Source organism: Citrobacter sp. FDAARGOS_156, from assembly GCF_001559235.2.
GTDB classification, from domain to species: domain Bacteria; phylum Pseudomonadota; class Gammaproteobacteria; order Enterobacterales; family Enterobacteriaceae; genus Citrobacter; species Citrobacter youngae.
Genome location: NZ_CP014030.2, coordinates 3,810,953 through 3,825,222, shown reverse-complemented (window position 1 = coordinate 3,825,222; position 14,270 = coordinate 3,810,953). Strand labels below are relative to the sequence as shown.

General features: G+C 47.6%; 12 protein-coding genes. All 12 read left to right on the top strand.

Annotated features, from left to right (window positions below; genetic code table 11):
* Positions 1–36: 36 nt before the first annotated feature.
* The 12 genes from tctD (at position 37) to AL515_RS18725 (ending at position 14,250) form a co-directional block, all read left to right on the top strand.
* Positions 37–711, top strand: a complete 675-nt coding sequence (tctD, locus tag AL515_RS18780) for a transcriptional regulator TctD (protein WP_061068420.1) — start codon at positions 37–39, stop codon at positions 709–711.
* Complete coding sequence (locus AL515_RS18775) at positions 698–2,110, top strand: sensor histidine kinase (protein ID WP_061068419.1); 1,413 nt, start codon at positions 698–700, stop codon at positions 2,108–2,110. Before tctD ends, AL515_RS18775 begins: the two co-directional genes overlap by 14 nt.
* A 450-nt stretch (positions 2,111–2,560) precedes the next feature.
* Positions 2,561–3,976: an undecaprenyl-phosphate glucose phosphotransferase gene (locus AL515_RS18770; RefSeq protein WP_061068418.1), complete on the top strand. Its 1,416-nt coding sequence runs from the start codon at positions 2,561–2,563 to the stop codon at positions 3,974–3,976.
* Positions 3,966–5,252 (top strand): outer membrane beta-barrel protein, encoded by a 1,287-nt coding sequence (locus tag AL515_RS18765; protein WP_061068417.1) that lies wholly within the window; start codon positions 3,966–3,968, stop codon positions 5,250–5,252. The genes AL515_RS18770 and AL515_RS18765 overlap by 11 nt, the downstream gene beginning before the upstream one ends.
* Before the next feature lies 1 nt (position 5,253).
* Entirely contained in the window at positions 5,254–5,811 is a 558-nt protein-coding gene (locus AL515_RS18760; protein ID WP_048212978.1) for a polysaccharide biosynthesis/export family protein, read from the top strand.
* A 2-nt stretch (positions 5,812–5,813) separates the two neighbouring features.
* On the top strand, positions 5,814–7,931 hold the full coding sequence (locus tag AL515_RS18755) for a GumC family protein (protein ID WP_061068416.1): 2,118 nt from the start codon (positions 5,814–5,816) through the stop codon (positions 7,929–7,931).
* Positions 7,928–9,139 (top strand): lipopolysaccharide biosynthesis protein, encoded by a 1,212-nt coding sequence (locus AL515_RS18750; protein WP_048212976.1) that lies wholly within the window; start codon positions 7,928–7,930, stop codon positions 9,137–9,139. Before AL515_RS18755 ends, AL515_RS18750 begins: the two co-directional genes overlap by 4 nt.
* On the top strand, positions 9,136–10,521 hold the full coding sequence (locus tag AL515_RS18745) for a hypothetical protein (RefSeq protein ID WP_061068415.1): 1,386 nt from the start codon (positions 9,136–9,138) through the stop codon (positions 10,519–10,521). The genes AL515_RS18750 and AL515_RS18745 overlap by 4 nt, the downstream gene beginning before the upstream one ends.
* The gene (locus tag AL515_RS18740; RefSeq protein ID WP_061068414.1) at positions 10,511–11,500 is read left to right on the top strand and encodes a glycosyltransferase; all 990 of its coding nucleotides are present in this window, start codon (positions 10,511–10,513) and stop codon (positions 11,498–11,500) included. The genes AL515_RS18745 and AL515_RS18740 overlap by 11 nt, the downstream gene beginning before the upstream one ends.
* Before the next feature lie 14 nt (positions 11,501–11,514).
* The gene (locus AL515_RS18735; RefSeq protein WP_048212973.1) at positions 11,515–12,726 is read left to right on the top strand and encodes a glycosyltransferase family 4 protein; all 1,212 of its coding nucleotides are present in this window, start codon (positions 11,515–11,517) and stop codon (positions 12,724–12,726) included.
* Position 12,727: 1 nt separating this feature from the next.
* Positions 12,728–13,840 carry a glycosyltransferase family 4 protein gene (locus AL515_RS18730; RefSeq protein WP_048212972.1) on the top strand — a complete coding sequence of 371 codons (1,113 nt, stop codon included), beginning with the start codon at positions 12,728–12,730 and terminating at the stop codon, positions 13,838–13,840.
* 2 nt (positions 13,841–13,842) lie between these two features.
* On the top strand, positions 13,843–14,250 hold the full coding sequence (locus AL515_RS18725; protein ID WP_048212971.1) for a membrane protein: 408 nt from the start codon (positions 13,843–13,845) through the stop codon (positions 14,248–14,250).
* Positions 14,251–14,270: the final 20 nt, after the last annotated feature.

Sequence of the window (14,270 nt, the reverse complement as noted above, 5' to 3'; positions counted from 1 at the left end):
CCCTTTCAATGCGGCAGAAACTTTACAGGATGTGATATGCGTCTCTTATTAGCGGAAGATAACCGTGAGTTAGCTCACTGGCTGGAGAAAGCGCTGGTGCAAAACGGTTTTGCCGTTGACTGCGTGTTTGATGGCCAGTCGGCCGATCATCTTTTACACAGTGAAACCTACGCGCTGGCGGTACTGGATATCAACATGCCGGGGTTGGATGGTCTGGAAGTCGTCCAGCGCCTACGCAAACGCGGGCAGACGCTGCCGGTTTTGTTGCTGACGGCGCGCAGCGCGGTAGCCGATCGGGTGAAGGGACTGAACGTCGGGGCCGATGATTATCTGGCTAAGCCGTTTGAGCTTGAAGAGCTTGATGCCCGGCTGCGGGCCTTGCTGCGGCGTAGCGCAGGCCAGGTGCAAGGGATACAGCAACTGGGGGAGTTAGCGTTTTATGATGAAGGTTACTTTCTGTTGCAAGGACAACCGTTGGCGCTTACGCCGCGTGAGCAGGCTCTACTGACAGTCCTGATGTACCGTCGACTGCGTCCGGTTTCGCGTCAACAGTTGTTTGAGCAGGTGTTCAGTTTGAGCGATGAGGTCAGCCCCGAAAGCATTGAGCTGTATATCCATCGGTTGCGGAAGAAACTGCAAGGGAGCGACGTGCGTATAGCCACGCTGCGTGGCCTGGGTTATGTGCTGGAACGCTGCGATGAGGTGGGTTAAGCCCCAGTCGTTGTACCTGCAACTGCTGATGTTTCTGGGGCTACCGCTGCTGTTGCTGTGGGGACTCTCGGCGTTTAACAGCTACGTTAGCGCATTACAGGCCGCGACGCAGGCGTATGACCGGACGCTGCTCTCATCGGCCAGAACGGTTTCTGAGCGGCTGGTGGTGCGCAATAAACACCTGGAAGTCAACGTGCCGTGGGTGGTACTGGACAGCTTTGAACTGAACATGAACGACAGGCTGTATTACAAGGTGGTCGATCCGGCGGGGAAGGTTATCTCGGGTTATGACGATTTACCGGCCATGCCGCCCGCGACCTCGCGTACCCGGCTGTATCCAGCGTTAGCGTGGTTTTATCATACGGAATATCGCGGTGAGGCGATCCGCGTGGCACGCCTGCTCCAGCCGGTCAATGAGGGCGGTATTGTCGGCATGGCTGAAATTTATGTCGCCGAAACGCTGCAATCGCGGCGCTATCTGGCGCGACAGCTGCTGTTTTCCTCGTGGGTTTCGCAAGGGCTGCTGGTGCTGCTCACTTTGGTTCTGGTCGGCTGGCTGCTGCGCCGGGTGTTACGCCCGATGCGCCAGCTGTCTTCGCTGATGGTGCGTCGTGAGCCGGGGTTACTGACGCCGCTGCCTGAGCTGCTGCCGTGGTCGGAAACCCGTTTGCTGATTGTCGCGTTCAACCGCTATATCGATCGACTGCGAGGGCTTATCTCCCGCCAGGAACGCTTCAGCGCAGATGCTTCCCATCAGCTCAAAACACCACTGGCAGTGCTAAAAACGCAGGCGGCAGTGGCTTTGGCGAGCCCGCAACCGCAGCAATGGTATGAAAGCTTACAGGCGATGAGTTCAACGCTGGATAACACTATTCAGCTGACGGAAAGGTTGTTACAGCTTTCAGCGGTGAAGCGTAAAGAGCAAGGGGAAAGGCACTTTTCGCCCGTTAATCTGTATGACGTGGTGCAAACCAGCTGTTTTACCCGTCTGGCGCAGGCGCGCAGTAAAGCTATCGATCTGGGGTATGAAGGGAAGCAGGAGGCGCTGTGGATTGAAGGGGATGAGGTGCTACTCGGTGAACTGTGCGGAAATCTGCTGGATAATGCGCTGAAATATACGCCAGCGCTGGGCGTGGTGACGGCGCGTTTAATGTGCGAGGGAGAAGCTGTGGTGCTGGTGGTTGAAGATAGCGGGCCAGGTATTGATGCACAACAGGTGCATCAGGCGTTACAGCCCTTTCATCGCCTGGATAACGTCGGCAACGTCCCGGGGGCAGGGATAGGGCTGGCTCTGGTCAACGATATTGCGCGTCTACACCGTACACACCCGCAGTTGTCGCGCAGCGATACGTTAGGAGGACTGAGCGTACGAGTACGATTTTTAAGCATCACGAACTGATATCTTTATTTCACTGGTGCAGATTATTCTTAAGAAAATTACAGATAAGAAAGCCGATCATTATTAATAATAACGGAAAGTGATTTATTGACTTTATTTGTATTGCGGTGCAGTTAATTAATTTCAACGGCTATTTAGGGGAAAAAGAGAAACGATTTATGCTATTCGTCATACATATAACGGCTTTTCATAGTCTATGAAGTGCTATCTGTCAATAACGGTTGTGTTGTAAATTCTCATCTTTTTTGGCAGTGGCGATAAAACGTTCATTCAGAAATTAATGATAAAAATCATAATGATATAAAAGGAACGTGGGTGATAGTCACACTAGTCAACATTATTTTTTACATTTACTGACAATGTACCATTGCGTTTTTTAGACTTGTGATATAATTAGCAACATGAAAAGAGAAAAAAACAATTAAATATCAATAAATAATGGGCTGAGATATGCTTAAAAATTCGCTAAAGATTAGCAGTCAAGGATATCCAGTCTTTTTAAAGCTGGTCGATTTTATTGTAATCAATATTACGTTAATTTTTAGCGCCCATCTGTTAAATATGGTGCCGTTTAAGACCATTGTCATTCTGAGCATCCTCTTCTCAGTGTTTTTCCTGTTGCTTGCTGAATACACAAAAATGTACCAGCAGAAGATAAAAACCATCGGCATACGTAACCAAAAACGGCTGCTTTTCTGTACGCTGCTGGCAATCTCGTTCAACGAAGTGATCAGCATGACGGTGGCCGAACCGGAGTCACTTGGATACCTGACAAGTCTGACACCGTCATTTTTATCCCCTATTGTTTACTGGTATTTCATTCCTTTACCTTTTCTTTATTTTATTCGTTTTTTCATTTTTAAATATTCAACGAAAAAAAACATTCGTGTGGCGATTATTGGTCTTACCGACAACGGCGTGGCAGCAGAAAATGCATTGATAGCTGAATACTCCAATATCAAATTAGATTTGGCTTTTTATGATGAACGCGCGTTGTCCCGCTGTGGTGATATCGTGGATAAGATAAAAAGTCCCTTTCGCGGTCCTGTCATTAATCTGGTTGAAGAGGCTAAGCAAGGGAATATCGACGAGATCTATATCGCATTGCCGATGGTGGCATTACATCGTATTCGTCACTTTTTGGCCATGATGTCGGATACCACGGTAGATACCTATATTGTTCCTGATTTTTATACCTACAGTAACAATATGTCCAAGCTGCGCTCGATCCACAACCTGCAAACCATTGGCATCTTTAGCTCACCGTTTGAAGGGGCCGGTTCATTTATTAAACGTGCGGAAGACCTGATTCTCGGTAGTATCATTATGGTGATGATCTCCTCACTGATGTTAGCGATTGCTATTGGTATTAAACTTACCTCCCGTGGTCCGGTGTTTTTCAAACAAGATCGATACGGCCTGAGCGGACAAAAAATTAAGGTATGGAAGTTTCGCTCGATGCGAGTTATGGAGAATTCCGATACGGTTATCCAGGCCACTAAGAATGATCCGCGCGTGACAAAATTTGGTAGTTTCTTGCGACGCACCTCTCTTGATGAACTCCCGCAATTCATTAATGTATTGCAGGGAAGTATGTCTATTGTCGGTCCCAGACCTCATGCGGTTACGCATAATGAACAATACCGCAAACAGGTCGAAAATTACATGATCCGCCATAAAGTTAAGCCGGGGATCACCGGGCTTGCGCAGATTAACGGTTTCCGTGGGGAAATCGATGCACTTTATAAGATGGAAAAGCGCGTTCAGTATGATATTGAATATATTCAAAACTGGTCGTTATGGCTGGATATAAAAATTATTATTAAAACTATTTTCAAAGGATTTGTCGGTAAGAATGCATACTAAATTAATAGTTATTACCGGAATCGTGATATCGCAGTCCGCATGGGCTGATCTAACGCCGAAATCACACATTGGCTTTGCGGGGATCGACTTCCAGGGCCAAGCTGCTGTGGATTACGGTTATGATGATAACGTAACTTATCAGCCCCATAACCGCGATGCGATAGGTTCAGCGTTCCAGAGCGCGGCACCTGTGTTTAGTATGATCGGTGAGCGCGGACAGGATAAGTATTTGCTAATGTATTCAGGCGATTATCGTAACTACTCAAGCGATTCTGCCGATAACTATAACGACCATTTTTTCCGTTTTAACGGTGCCTGGCGTTATGGGCAAATGCACGGCTTAACCCTGAATCTGGAAGATTCAATTGGGCATGAATCTCGCGGCCGCGATATCACAGAGGGCTTTTTGCCGAACCAGTTCCGCCAGTATGGAATTAACTCTCCGCTGACGAATAATTTTATCAACAGTGAGTTGCGCTATAGCTATGGCGCACCAGATGGACGCGGCAAAGCGGAACTGGCACTGTTGTATAAAAAACTGACGTTCGGGAATACCTCGGATGTGCAGGATACCAGCCCGGATTTTTACAATTATATTCAGCAGCAGGAATGGCATGAAAATAGTCTGGTGGCTGAAATTTTTGACCAATACACCTCCAGAACGCGCTTTCGCTATAGTTTTATTACTAATCAGCGTCACTATGATAACAACTCAGAAAAAGACAGTAATGAATACTATTTGCTTTACGGTCTGAAATCGCAGTTGACGGGGAAAACCAACGTCGACATGAATGTTTCATGGCTGTACAAAACATTTGAAAATGCCGCAAACTCGAGTGATTTTAATGGTCTAAACTGGGATATAAAGGGGGAGTGGAAGCCGTTAAATCAGTCAGTCTTCACCGCCCATTCTGCTCAAAGTATTAAAGATCCCTCGGAAGTTGGGGGGTATATCTTAGTGACTGAGTATGGGATTTCTTACCAGCATTTCTGGCTGGGCAATCGTTTTTCTACTTTGCTGGACTACTCATACACCACGGAAGACTATAAAAAACAGAACAAGGATCGACATGATAAAAATGGTGTATTTAGTGTAACCATGAGCTATGACTACACGCCGTCTGTCAATTTTGAGATTAAATATCAATTAGATACCTTGAATTCGAATAAGGATACTGATTCGTTTTATATCGGTCCCGACGACAGTAAGGAAGTCATTAGAACGTTGGGTTATGATAATTCTATGATTATGCTTAAAGCTAAGGTTCAGATCTAAAATGAAAATAATAGAACTGTGCGCGTTTTTGCTATTCAGTATCCTGTTGGTCGGATGCACAACGTCCAGGCCACCATTAATGGACGATCCTGCTGCGGTGGCAGAGGATTACCGAATTGGGGCGGGGGATACTGTCAATATCGTTGTTTACGGGGAACCCGAAATGACGATGAAATTTATCGTGGATAAGAGTGGAACAATAAACTTCCCTTATATCGGCGTGCTGGGTTTAAAAGATAAAACACCAGAACAGGTGAATATTGAATTAACTCAACGCTTGCGCAACGGGTACATGGTTAATCCCATGGTGACCGTGAGTCTTGCCGAGTTCCGCAAATTCTACGTGTCAGGGGAAGTAAAAAGCCCGAATGGATTCGCCTGGGAGCCGGGACTTACCGTAGAGAAAGCTATTGCTCAGGCGGGGGGATTTACTGACCGTGCAGATCGCAAAGATATCAACATTCGCCTCTCCGGTAGTAATCAGCTACTTGAGAATGTTGATTTAACGCACTCTGTTCGTCCTGGGGATGTCGTGATTATTGGCATGGGGTTCTTCTAACGATGAAACTATCTATAGTGGAAAACGGCAAGCAACGAGAAAACTCCGTCGATTTCTCCCGCTTTGCCAAAGAACTGAAAAAGAATGCCTGGAAAATCGCGCTGGCCGGCATTATTGCCGGGGTAGTGGCGTATCCCTTGATCAGCATGATGTCATCAAAATATGTCTCGACGGCGACGGTGCTGATTAAGGCACAAGCCGATAACGTTTCGCCGTTTCCACAGGTGGATGGTTTTGATTCAACGCGTAGTGGATATTACGAAACGCAATATGCGCTGATGCAGTCACGCATTATCCTCGAGCAGGCGGTCCGCGATCTGAAGCTGGATGAAAACCCGGATTTTACCGGGGCGAAGCCCGGCTCTGGTAGTGAAGATCAGCAACTGAGGGTTGATCAGGCGCTGAAAACATTGTCGAAAGATCTGAAGGTCATCGGTATCCGTACCACTAATCTGGCCTCTATTTCTTATGAATCTTCATCGCCTCAACTTTCTGCTGAGATAGCCAATGGCGTCGCTCAGGCCTTTATCAACTACACAGTAGAACAAAAGCGTCTGAAAGCAGAGCAGGCTCGCAATCTCAACTTTGAAAAAATGGAAGAGATTCAGAAATCGATAGCGAAACAAAAAGAGGAAATGGATAGCTACCTGAAAAACTCTGGGCTGCTGACCTTCCGTGGTATTGATGGTTTTGAAACAGAGCAGTTAAGCATTGTGACCAACCGTCTTGCCGATGCGACCCAACGCCGTGTCGCCGCGGAGTCTGTTTATAATGAAGTAAATAGCCGAGGGAAATCTTCAGGCGATATCATTTCGCTGCCATCAGTTTCTGATCATGCGCAAATTCAGGATTTACGCATTGCGCTGATTCAGGCGCAGCGCACGTTGTCGGAACTGCGCAAAGTGTATGGGCCTAAAAGTGCCAATATTTTAAAAGCAGAAGCCGATGTGCAATCAATCCAAAATCAAACGGGTCGGGTACTGGGTGAGTTAAAACTTGGCTTACGTCAGCAGTATCTGGCTGCGCTGGCCGATGAAAAGAATTACCAGCAGCAGGTTGCTGAGCAAAAAGAGATCTTCCAGAAGATGGCATCAAAACGGGATGCCTGGAACAGCCAAAAATTGGCGTTAGATAAAATGGAAGATCTGTATAAGACGCTTTATCAGCGGACTCAGGAATTGTCGCTGTCCGGGGTTAATGCGGATGCGGTGCTGTATGATCCAGCCGTTCCCCCGTTAAAGCCGTCTAAGCCGAATAAATCGTTGCTGCTCGTGATGGTGGTGATGTTGGTTGTGGTATTCAGCATCATGTATTTCATCGTCAAAGCGGCAATGGATAATTCAATTAGTACCCTGAGCCGTCTGAAGAAACGTCTCAATGTCGAGCCATTGGGCGAAATTCGTCGATTTACCGGCACTTCGGGACGCGCGCAGGTGCGGGATATGATACTGAAGAACCCGCTGAATGCCGATATCATCCACGGTATTCGCACCCGAATTATGCTGGATAATCGATCGCTGCAGACGGTCGCTATTACTTCGGCGGAGCAGGGTGAAGGGCGCTCCCTGTTGGCGAATCTGTTGGCCAGTTCATTCAGCTTCGATCAGAAAACGTTGCTTATTGATGCTGATTTCTTCAATACCAACGGCCTGTCTTCTGAACTGGCATCAGCGACTTCTGCTGGTGTGGCGGAGCTGTTGCGGGGAGAGGCTCCGCTTGAAAAGGTACGGGTTAAGATCACTGAAAATCTTGATTTCATCCCCCACGGTAAGACGACCATTTCCTCTTTACTGATGCTGTCGTCAGAGCGCGTTGAACCCGTGATGCGCGAACTGAAGTCGCAGTATCAACGCATTATTATTGACGTTGCAGCGGTGAATCAAAGTCAGGATATCCAACTGATCAAACGAGCCGTTGATGGGGTTATCTTTATCGTGAAAGCCGGAACCGGTTCTGCGGAGAATATCGCCAGCGCACTGGATAAGATTGAGGATAATCAGGGCGTGGTGATTGGCGCAGTGTTGAATGCGGTAGAAGAAAAAAACCTTGAAACGCAGGAAGGGTTGCGCTCATTGAACTTCAATACTGACCAACTGATGACTACGCCAGGTCGTGTATGAGTTTACTGAAGAGCGCTTCTACGATAGCCAGTTCATCAGTCGTTTCGCAGCTGATTGGTGCGCTGTCTATCTGGTTGATCTCACATAAGTACGATATGGCAGAGGTTGGGCTGTATGCGCTCAACTACAGTATCGCGGTGGTGGGGGCTCAGGTGTGTACCTTTGCCTCCCAGTTGTTGATTCCCAAACAGCAGGATGACGAGCTGGCGCAAAATGTGGTGTTCTGTTTGCTGCAAAGCGCGCTCATTGCGTTACCGTATGCCGTCCTGACCGCGTGGTTGTTTCACCAGAACATACTGTTTCTCTATTTGCTGACGCTTTCAACGGCGTGGGCGTTAATATCGGAAAACTTATCGCTGCGGACAGCCAACTTTTATTTTCTAATCTTTCAGCGTATTTCTGTCTCCGTGGTGGTGGTGCTCTCGGTACTGCTCACGCACCAGGTACAGACATTTTACTGGTCGTGGGCCTGCGCCATGATTTTGCTGACCACTAGCTGTATTTTTCATTCGTTTGATATTCGTTCGGTGACGTCGCAGCATTTGCGCCCGGCAAGTAATTTGCGATTTTTTAAACAGAATATTCACCATATCACTAAAGTTGGTAGTGCTGAGGTGCTGGCAATGGCGAGCAGTAACTTGCCTATTATGCTGATTAACTTCTGGTTTTCGGCGCTGACGGCGGGGTATTTTTCCGTTGTAAGCCGGTTCTGTCTGGCACCGGTAGTGATTATCGGCAACGCGGTACGCAATACCATTTTTTCTAAATGGTCCATCGACTTTAGAAATAACACCTTCAATTATCAGGAGTATACGAAGGTGCGTATGCTGCTGCTAGTGCTGGGGGTTGTCTGTACCTTAGGCGTCTTTATTTTCTATCCCATTGTGATGCGCCTGGGTTTTAGCGAAGACTGGATTAACTCCATTGAGACGTCGCGCTACATGCTGCCCTATTTGTTCCCGGCGCTGGCGATAAGTCCTTTAACGGTGATTGAGCTTATTTTTGGCTCGCACCGCTATTTTCTGCGTATCCAACTTGAACAGTTGGCGATTGTGCTACTGGCGTTTGTGGTCGTTCCCTATTTTTACCATGATTATGCGGCGTCAGTAATATTGTTCTCTTCACTGACATTTATTCGCTATGCGTTCATTTACCTGAAAATGAACAAGCGGGCCAATCTCCTGAAAAACAAGCCGGTGACGCCATGACACTGAATACCGGAAATTATTTACAGGTCTACACCTTTATAACGCTGATCCTGTGTGGTCTGGTGCAGTATTTCACCGGCATGCAGTCCGTGTTGTGGATCCCGTTTTTCCTGACATTGCTGATGGTGGGATTACTGGTGATGCAGACGCGAGATGGGGCGCTGCGTCTGGATGCACAGGAAACCATTATCCTTGCGCTGTATTTTTCCTTTCTGGTGCTGGCGGGAACATCGACCCTGATTCAGGGCGGGGTCACCGTGGCAATTGTGGCCTTCAAAAACGAAATCGCGTTATCGCTGGTGATGGTTTGTTTGCTGTTGGGTTTTTGCCGTGAATCGCAGATATATCGGGCGACGCGCTATCTGTACTGGGTGTTCTATGCGCAAATCCCGGTGATGATTTATCAGGTTTTGCTGGTTGTTCCTCAGCGTGTGGCCGTACGCGGGGAAGATGAAAAATGGGACTCCGTGGTCGGAACATTCGGCGGAGACCCAATGGGTGGCGGCAATACGGCGGCGATGGGGTTATTTTGCCTGTTAATTATGTTGCTGAAACTCTCTGAATATAAGCACGGGCTTACGACGTTTAAATCCGCAGCGCTGCATATCATCCTTGGAATAGGGTTATGCATCATTGGCGAGGTCAAGTTTGTCATCCTGCTGTCACCGATATTTCTTGCATGGGTGTGGATATCGCCGAGCTATGTTAAAGATGTCAGTAAGGTAAACCTGAAGACGTTATTTATCATTGTGGCAGGAATGCTGGTGCTCATCGGCCTGTCGATTATGATACTGGCCTGGTACTACTCTTCCGCTTTTGGCAGCGATCCGACAAAAGGCTCATTAAGCATTTTTATTGATTCATTGAGCTATATCTTTGATCCGAACTACATCATGTCGACCGGAGAGTTGGGGCGTTTCACAACGTTTCTGTTCTGGTTAAAAAATAACGATCTATGGGGACTGTCGGGCACATTATTTGGCTATGGGCTTAATGCCACAAACAGTGGTAGTACGGTCTCCCCTGGGTTTTTGAACATTATCTATAACCTGATTTTAGACTCGACTGCGCTGAGTATGCTGCTGTGGGAAGTTGGCATTATTGGCACGCTGCTGTTTATTGGCTTGTTTATTTATATTCTGAAAGTATGTCAGCCAAAACCAGTATTGATGCTTGAACAGCTGGATAAACAGGATCTGCAGTTACTGAGCTTTGCGCCCGCGTTTAACGCTTTCGCTATCAGTTGTTTAATCAGCTTACCTTACAGCCAGATATTGATGATTACGCCGATGTTACAGTTCCTGTTCTATTTATCGCTGGGGGCGAGCTTAGTGATTCGTCGAACCGTACTTCGCAGTGCAGGGGGATGGTATGGACAATAAGCCATTTATTTCAGTGAGTATTAAGACGCTCAACGAATCTAAAGGCATTGAGAAAACGATCGACAGCATTCGGCGTCAGTTGGTCGGGTATCCGCATAAAATTATTGTGGCTGACAGTCTGTCGACAGATAACACCCAGCAGTTGGCAGCCAATAAAGGCGTCACGGTAGTGTCACTCACCGATCCAGGCGATCGCTGTTGTGGGGTGGGCCATCAGTTGGGCTATCTGTACAGCGAAGGGGAATATTTATTATTGATGGATGGAGATATGGAGCTGGAAGATGGCTTCATTGACCAGGCTGTTGCCTTTTTGCAGGCGGAACCGGACTATGCCGGGGTGGCCGGTACCGTCGAAATGGATGATGCCGTTAACTATGAGTTTAAGTCTCGTAAGCAGCGGATCAATAAAATCTATCCTCTTGGCGATAGCGATCATCTGGGAGGCGGTGGACTGTATCGTCGGTCGGCAATTGAAAAAATTGGTTATCTGACCAACCGTAATTTGCACGCTTATGAAGAAGCTGAGCTGGGTCTGCGTTTAATCGAAGCGGGTTATAAACTGCGGCGTTTGGATATTCCTTACTTCAGCCATACGTCACACACGCTGTCGACGTTTAAGATGCTGGCGCGCCGCTGGACCAGCGGTTATTACCAGGCTCCGGGTGAGCTTTTGCGTTGTAGTTGGGGGAAACCCTGGTTTTCCCAGTCATTCAACATCGTGAGGAATGAGGCGGTATTTGCGCTCTACCTTATTCTCTTATTTGTTGCGCTGCTCACCTTTAATATCAACGTGTTTGCCGTTGCGCTTCTACCCTTACTGGCATTTGCCTTGTTGAAGATTGTGCAAAACCGCTCGTTAACAGATGGGCTGCAAAGCGTTATTAATTTAATCGTACGTTCAGCGGGGTTGATCAAAGGTATTTTTTATCCGGTACGCGATCCGCTGACTCCGCCCAGCAATAAAATCATTAATGAATAACCGGGGCAGGCGCCATGAAAGTATTATTAGTTAACAAGTTTTTTTTCATCAAAGGCGGCGCGGAAACGGTTTATTTTCAAGAACGCGACATGCTGAAACAGGCTGGTGTGCAGGTCATTGATTTTTCCATGCAGCATGAGAAAAATTTCCCCTCTGATTATGCGGATTATTTCGTCAGCAATGTCGATTACCATAAAGAGAGTAATCTGTTGGGGGGCATCAAAACCGCGGTTAACTTTATTCATAACACCCAGGCCTGCAAAAAAATGCTGGCGCTTTTACAAAAAGAACGCCCTGATATCGTTCACTTTCATAATATTTACCATCAGTTGACGCCGGCGTTGATTAAAGTGGCGCGCAATTTTGGCTGTAAAACGGTGCTGACGGCGCACGACTATAAGATTGTCTGTCCTGCATACTCTATGTTACGCGATGGGAAGGTGTGTGATGCCTGTATCACCGGTACCGTTTTCAATGCCTTCCGCTATCGCTGCCAGGAAGGCTCTGCCTCTAAAAGCTTGCTGCTCTCGTTAGAAGCGACCTGGCAATACATTGCCCAAAATTATCAGGCTCTGGATGTCATTGTTTCACCGAGCGTCTTTCTACGCGGCGTGTTACTCCGCACGTTGCCGAAATCACGAATCGATGTGATCGTCAATGGTGTTGATGATAGCCAGCCCATCGATGAGGTCGTCGATGACGGTTATATACTGTACTTCGGCCGCCTGAGCCGTGAAAAGGGTGTGGCAACGTTGCTGGCCGCTCATCAGAAAATGCGTAACCCGGCTCCGCTGAAAATAGTGGGGCACGGTCCGTTGCATGACGAGTTAGTGGCGAAATACCCGGAAGCTGAGTTTTTAGGTTATGTACAACAAGGGGATGCCCTAAATCAGCTCATTAAGCATGCCCGTGTGGTGATCCTCCCCTCTGAATGTTATGAAAACTGCTCAATGGCGGTGCTGGAGGCGATGTCTTTCGCGAAACCGGTGATCGGGGCGCGCATTGGCGGGATCCCCGAACAAATACGTGACGGTATTGAAGGGGTTTTATTTGAGCCGGGTAATGCGCAGGAACTGGCGAAGGCGATGGATACTCTGGTTGATGACCCGGATAAAGCTCGTGTCATGGGCTTACGGGGGCGCGCACGCCTGAGTGAAAAATATGCGCTTAGCAAACATATGGATACCTTACAGGCGTTATATAAAGAACTTCTGGGCAGGCCATAGAATGAGTAAAAAAATAACGGTTTTTGGAACCCGCGGTATTCCGGATGTATTGGGCGGTGTGGAAACCCACTGCCAGAATCTTTATCCGGCTATTAAACAACAGTTTGACGTTGATATTTGTGTGATCGCCCGCTCGCCGTATGTTAGCTACAAACGATCTTCTTATAAGAAAGTTGAGACCTATGCGCTATGGGCTCCCAAAAAACGGTCACTGGAAGCGATTGTGCATTCCGTTTTAGCGGCGTTTAGAACCTGTGTCGACCGTTCTGATATTGTGCATGTCCATGCGATAGGACCGGGTTTGGTGATCCCATTATTACGCGTGTTAGGTAAGAAGGTGGTTTTTACCCACCACGGACCTGATTACGATCGTCAAAAATGGGGATTCGTCGCCAAAAAAATATTGCTGCTGGGTGAACGCTGGGCGGTGAGATATGCCAATGAGGTGATAGTGATTTCTGAGGTTATTAACCAACTAATTCAGAAAAAACATGCTCGCTATGATGCGCATTTGATTTTCAACGGCGTCAATAAGCCCCGTCCGTTGTCAGATCAAACCCTTCATGCCACGCTTTCCCGCTTTGGACTCGAGGCGAAAAACTATTTCGTGGTGGTCGGACGGTTTGTGGAAGAAAAGGGGATGCATGATGCCATCTCTGCGTACAAACTAAGTGGTTTGCAACAGCCGCTAGTGCTCATTGGCGATGCAGATCACCCAACGGAATACAGTATTCGACTCAAGCAACTTGCCGCTGATACCCCTGGGGTGGTGATGACCGGGTTTTTAAGGGGAGATGAACTTCAGGCGGTGTTTTCGCAGGCCAGGCTGTTCGTTATGCCTTCCTACCATGAAGGGCTACCGATTGCACTTCTGGAGGCGATGTCGTATTCCCTTCCGGCGGTGGTGAGCGACATTCCCGCAAATTTGGAAGTGCAGTTGCCGTCTGAGGCCTATTTTCGGGTCGGCTCATTGTCCAGCCTTGCTGAGAAATTAACCGCCTGGGCCAGCGCAAATAGCGTGGACTATCGTGTCTATTTGCAAAATTATGACTGGCAGGAAATTGCCAGAAAAACAGTCAATGTCTATCACTCAATTGATAAAGATATAGGTTAATTTTGACCAGTCCTCAGAATCGCCCCCCCGTCATCGAACGATTTTATGCGCAACTTGATGAGCATATATCGGAGGGACTGACTCCGGAACAAAAAGGCGGGATCGAGAAAGCGATCGTCGCCAGCACTCTGGCATCAAGACATCGGATCGATATTCGCAGAAGTTTTCCATTTTTCGGTAAACGCTTTTATCTGGTTTTTTTATTCGGCAGAGACTTACGTCAGCGGCATCGTCAGGAGTCGACCTTATCGACCATGTTGCTCACTTTTTTGCTGCTGCTAGGCACGCTGTTTGTCACCTGCTGCGTATTACTGACGCTATATATGATCAAATCCGCATTGGGTATTGATGTATTCCAACATTTTCACGTTGGTATCTGGGACTGGTGGTTAAGCCTGAAAGACCGCTAGTGTTATCAAACCTGTGGAGG

Bases quoted from the DNA above. Each gene is read 5' to 3' on its own strand.
- AL515_RS18750 (WP_048212976.1), top strand. From the start codon at position 7,928: ATGAGTTTACTGAAGAGCGCTTCTACGATAGCCAGTTCATCAGTCGTT.
- AL515_RS18745 (WP_061068415.1), top strand. From the start codon at position 9,136: ATGACACTGAATACCGGAAATTATTTACAGGTCTACACCTTTATAACG.
- AL515_RS18770 (WP_061068418.1), top strand. From the start codon at position 2,561: ATGCTTAAAAATTCGCTAAAGATTAGCAGTCAAGGATATCCAGTCTTT.
- AL515_RS18755 (WP_061068416.1), top strand. From the start codon at position 5,814: ATGAAACTATCTATAGTGGAAAACGGCAAGCAACGAGAAAACTCCGTC.
- AL515_RS18730 (WP_048212972.1), top strand. From the start codon at position 12,728: ATGAGTAAAAAAATAACGGTTTTTGGAACCCGCGGTATTCCGGATGTA.
- AL515_RS18775 (WP_061068419.1), top strand. From the start codon at position 698: ATGAGGTGGGTTAAGCCCCAGTCGTTGTACCTGCAACTGCTGATGTTT.
- AL515_RS18740 (WP_061068414.1), top strand. From the start codon at position 10,511: ATGGACAATAAGCCATTTATTTCAGTGAGTATTAAGACGCTCAACGAA.
- AL515_RS18735 (WP_048212973.1), top strand. From the start codon at position 11,515: ATGAAAGTATTATTAGTTAACAAGTTTTTTTTCATCAAAGGCGGCGCG.
- AL515_RS18760 (WP_048212978.1), top strand. From the start codon at position 5,254: ATGAAAATAATAGAACTGTGCGCGTTTTTGCTATTCAGTATCCTGTTG.
- AL515_RS18765 (WP_061068417.1), top strand. From the start codon at position 3,966: ATGCATACTAAATTAATAGTTATTACCGGAATCGTGATATCGCAGTCC.
- tctD (WP_061068420.1), top strand. From the start codon at position 37: ATGCGTCTCTTATTAGCGGAAGATAACCGTGAGTTAGCTCACTGGCTG.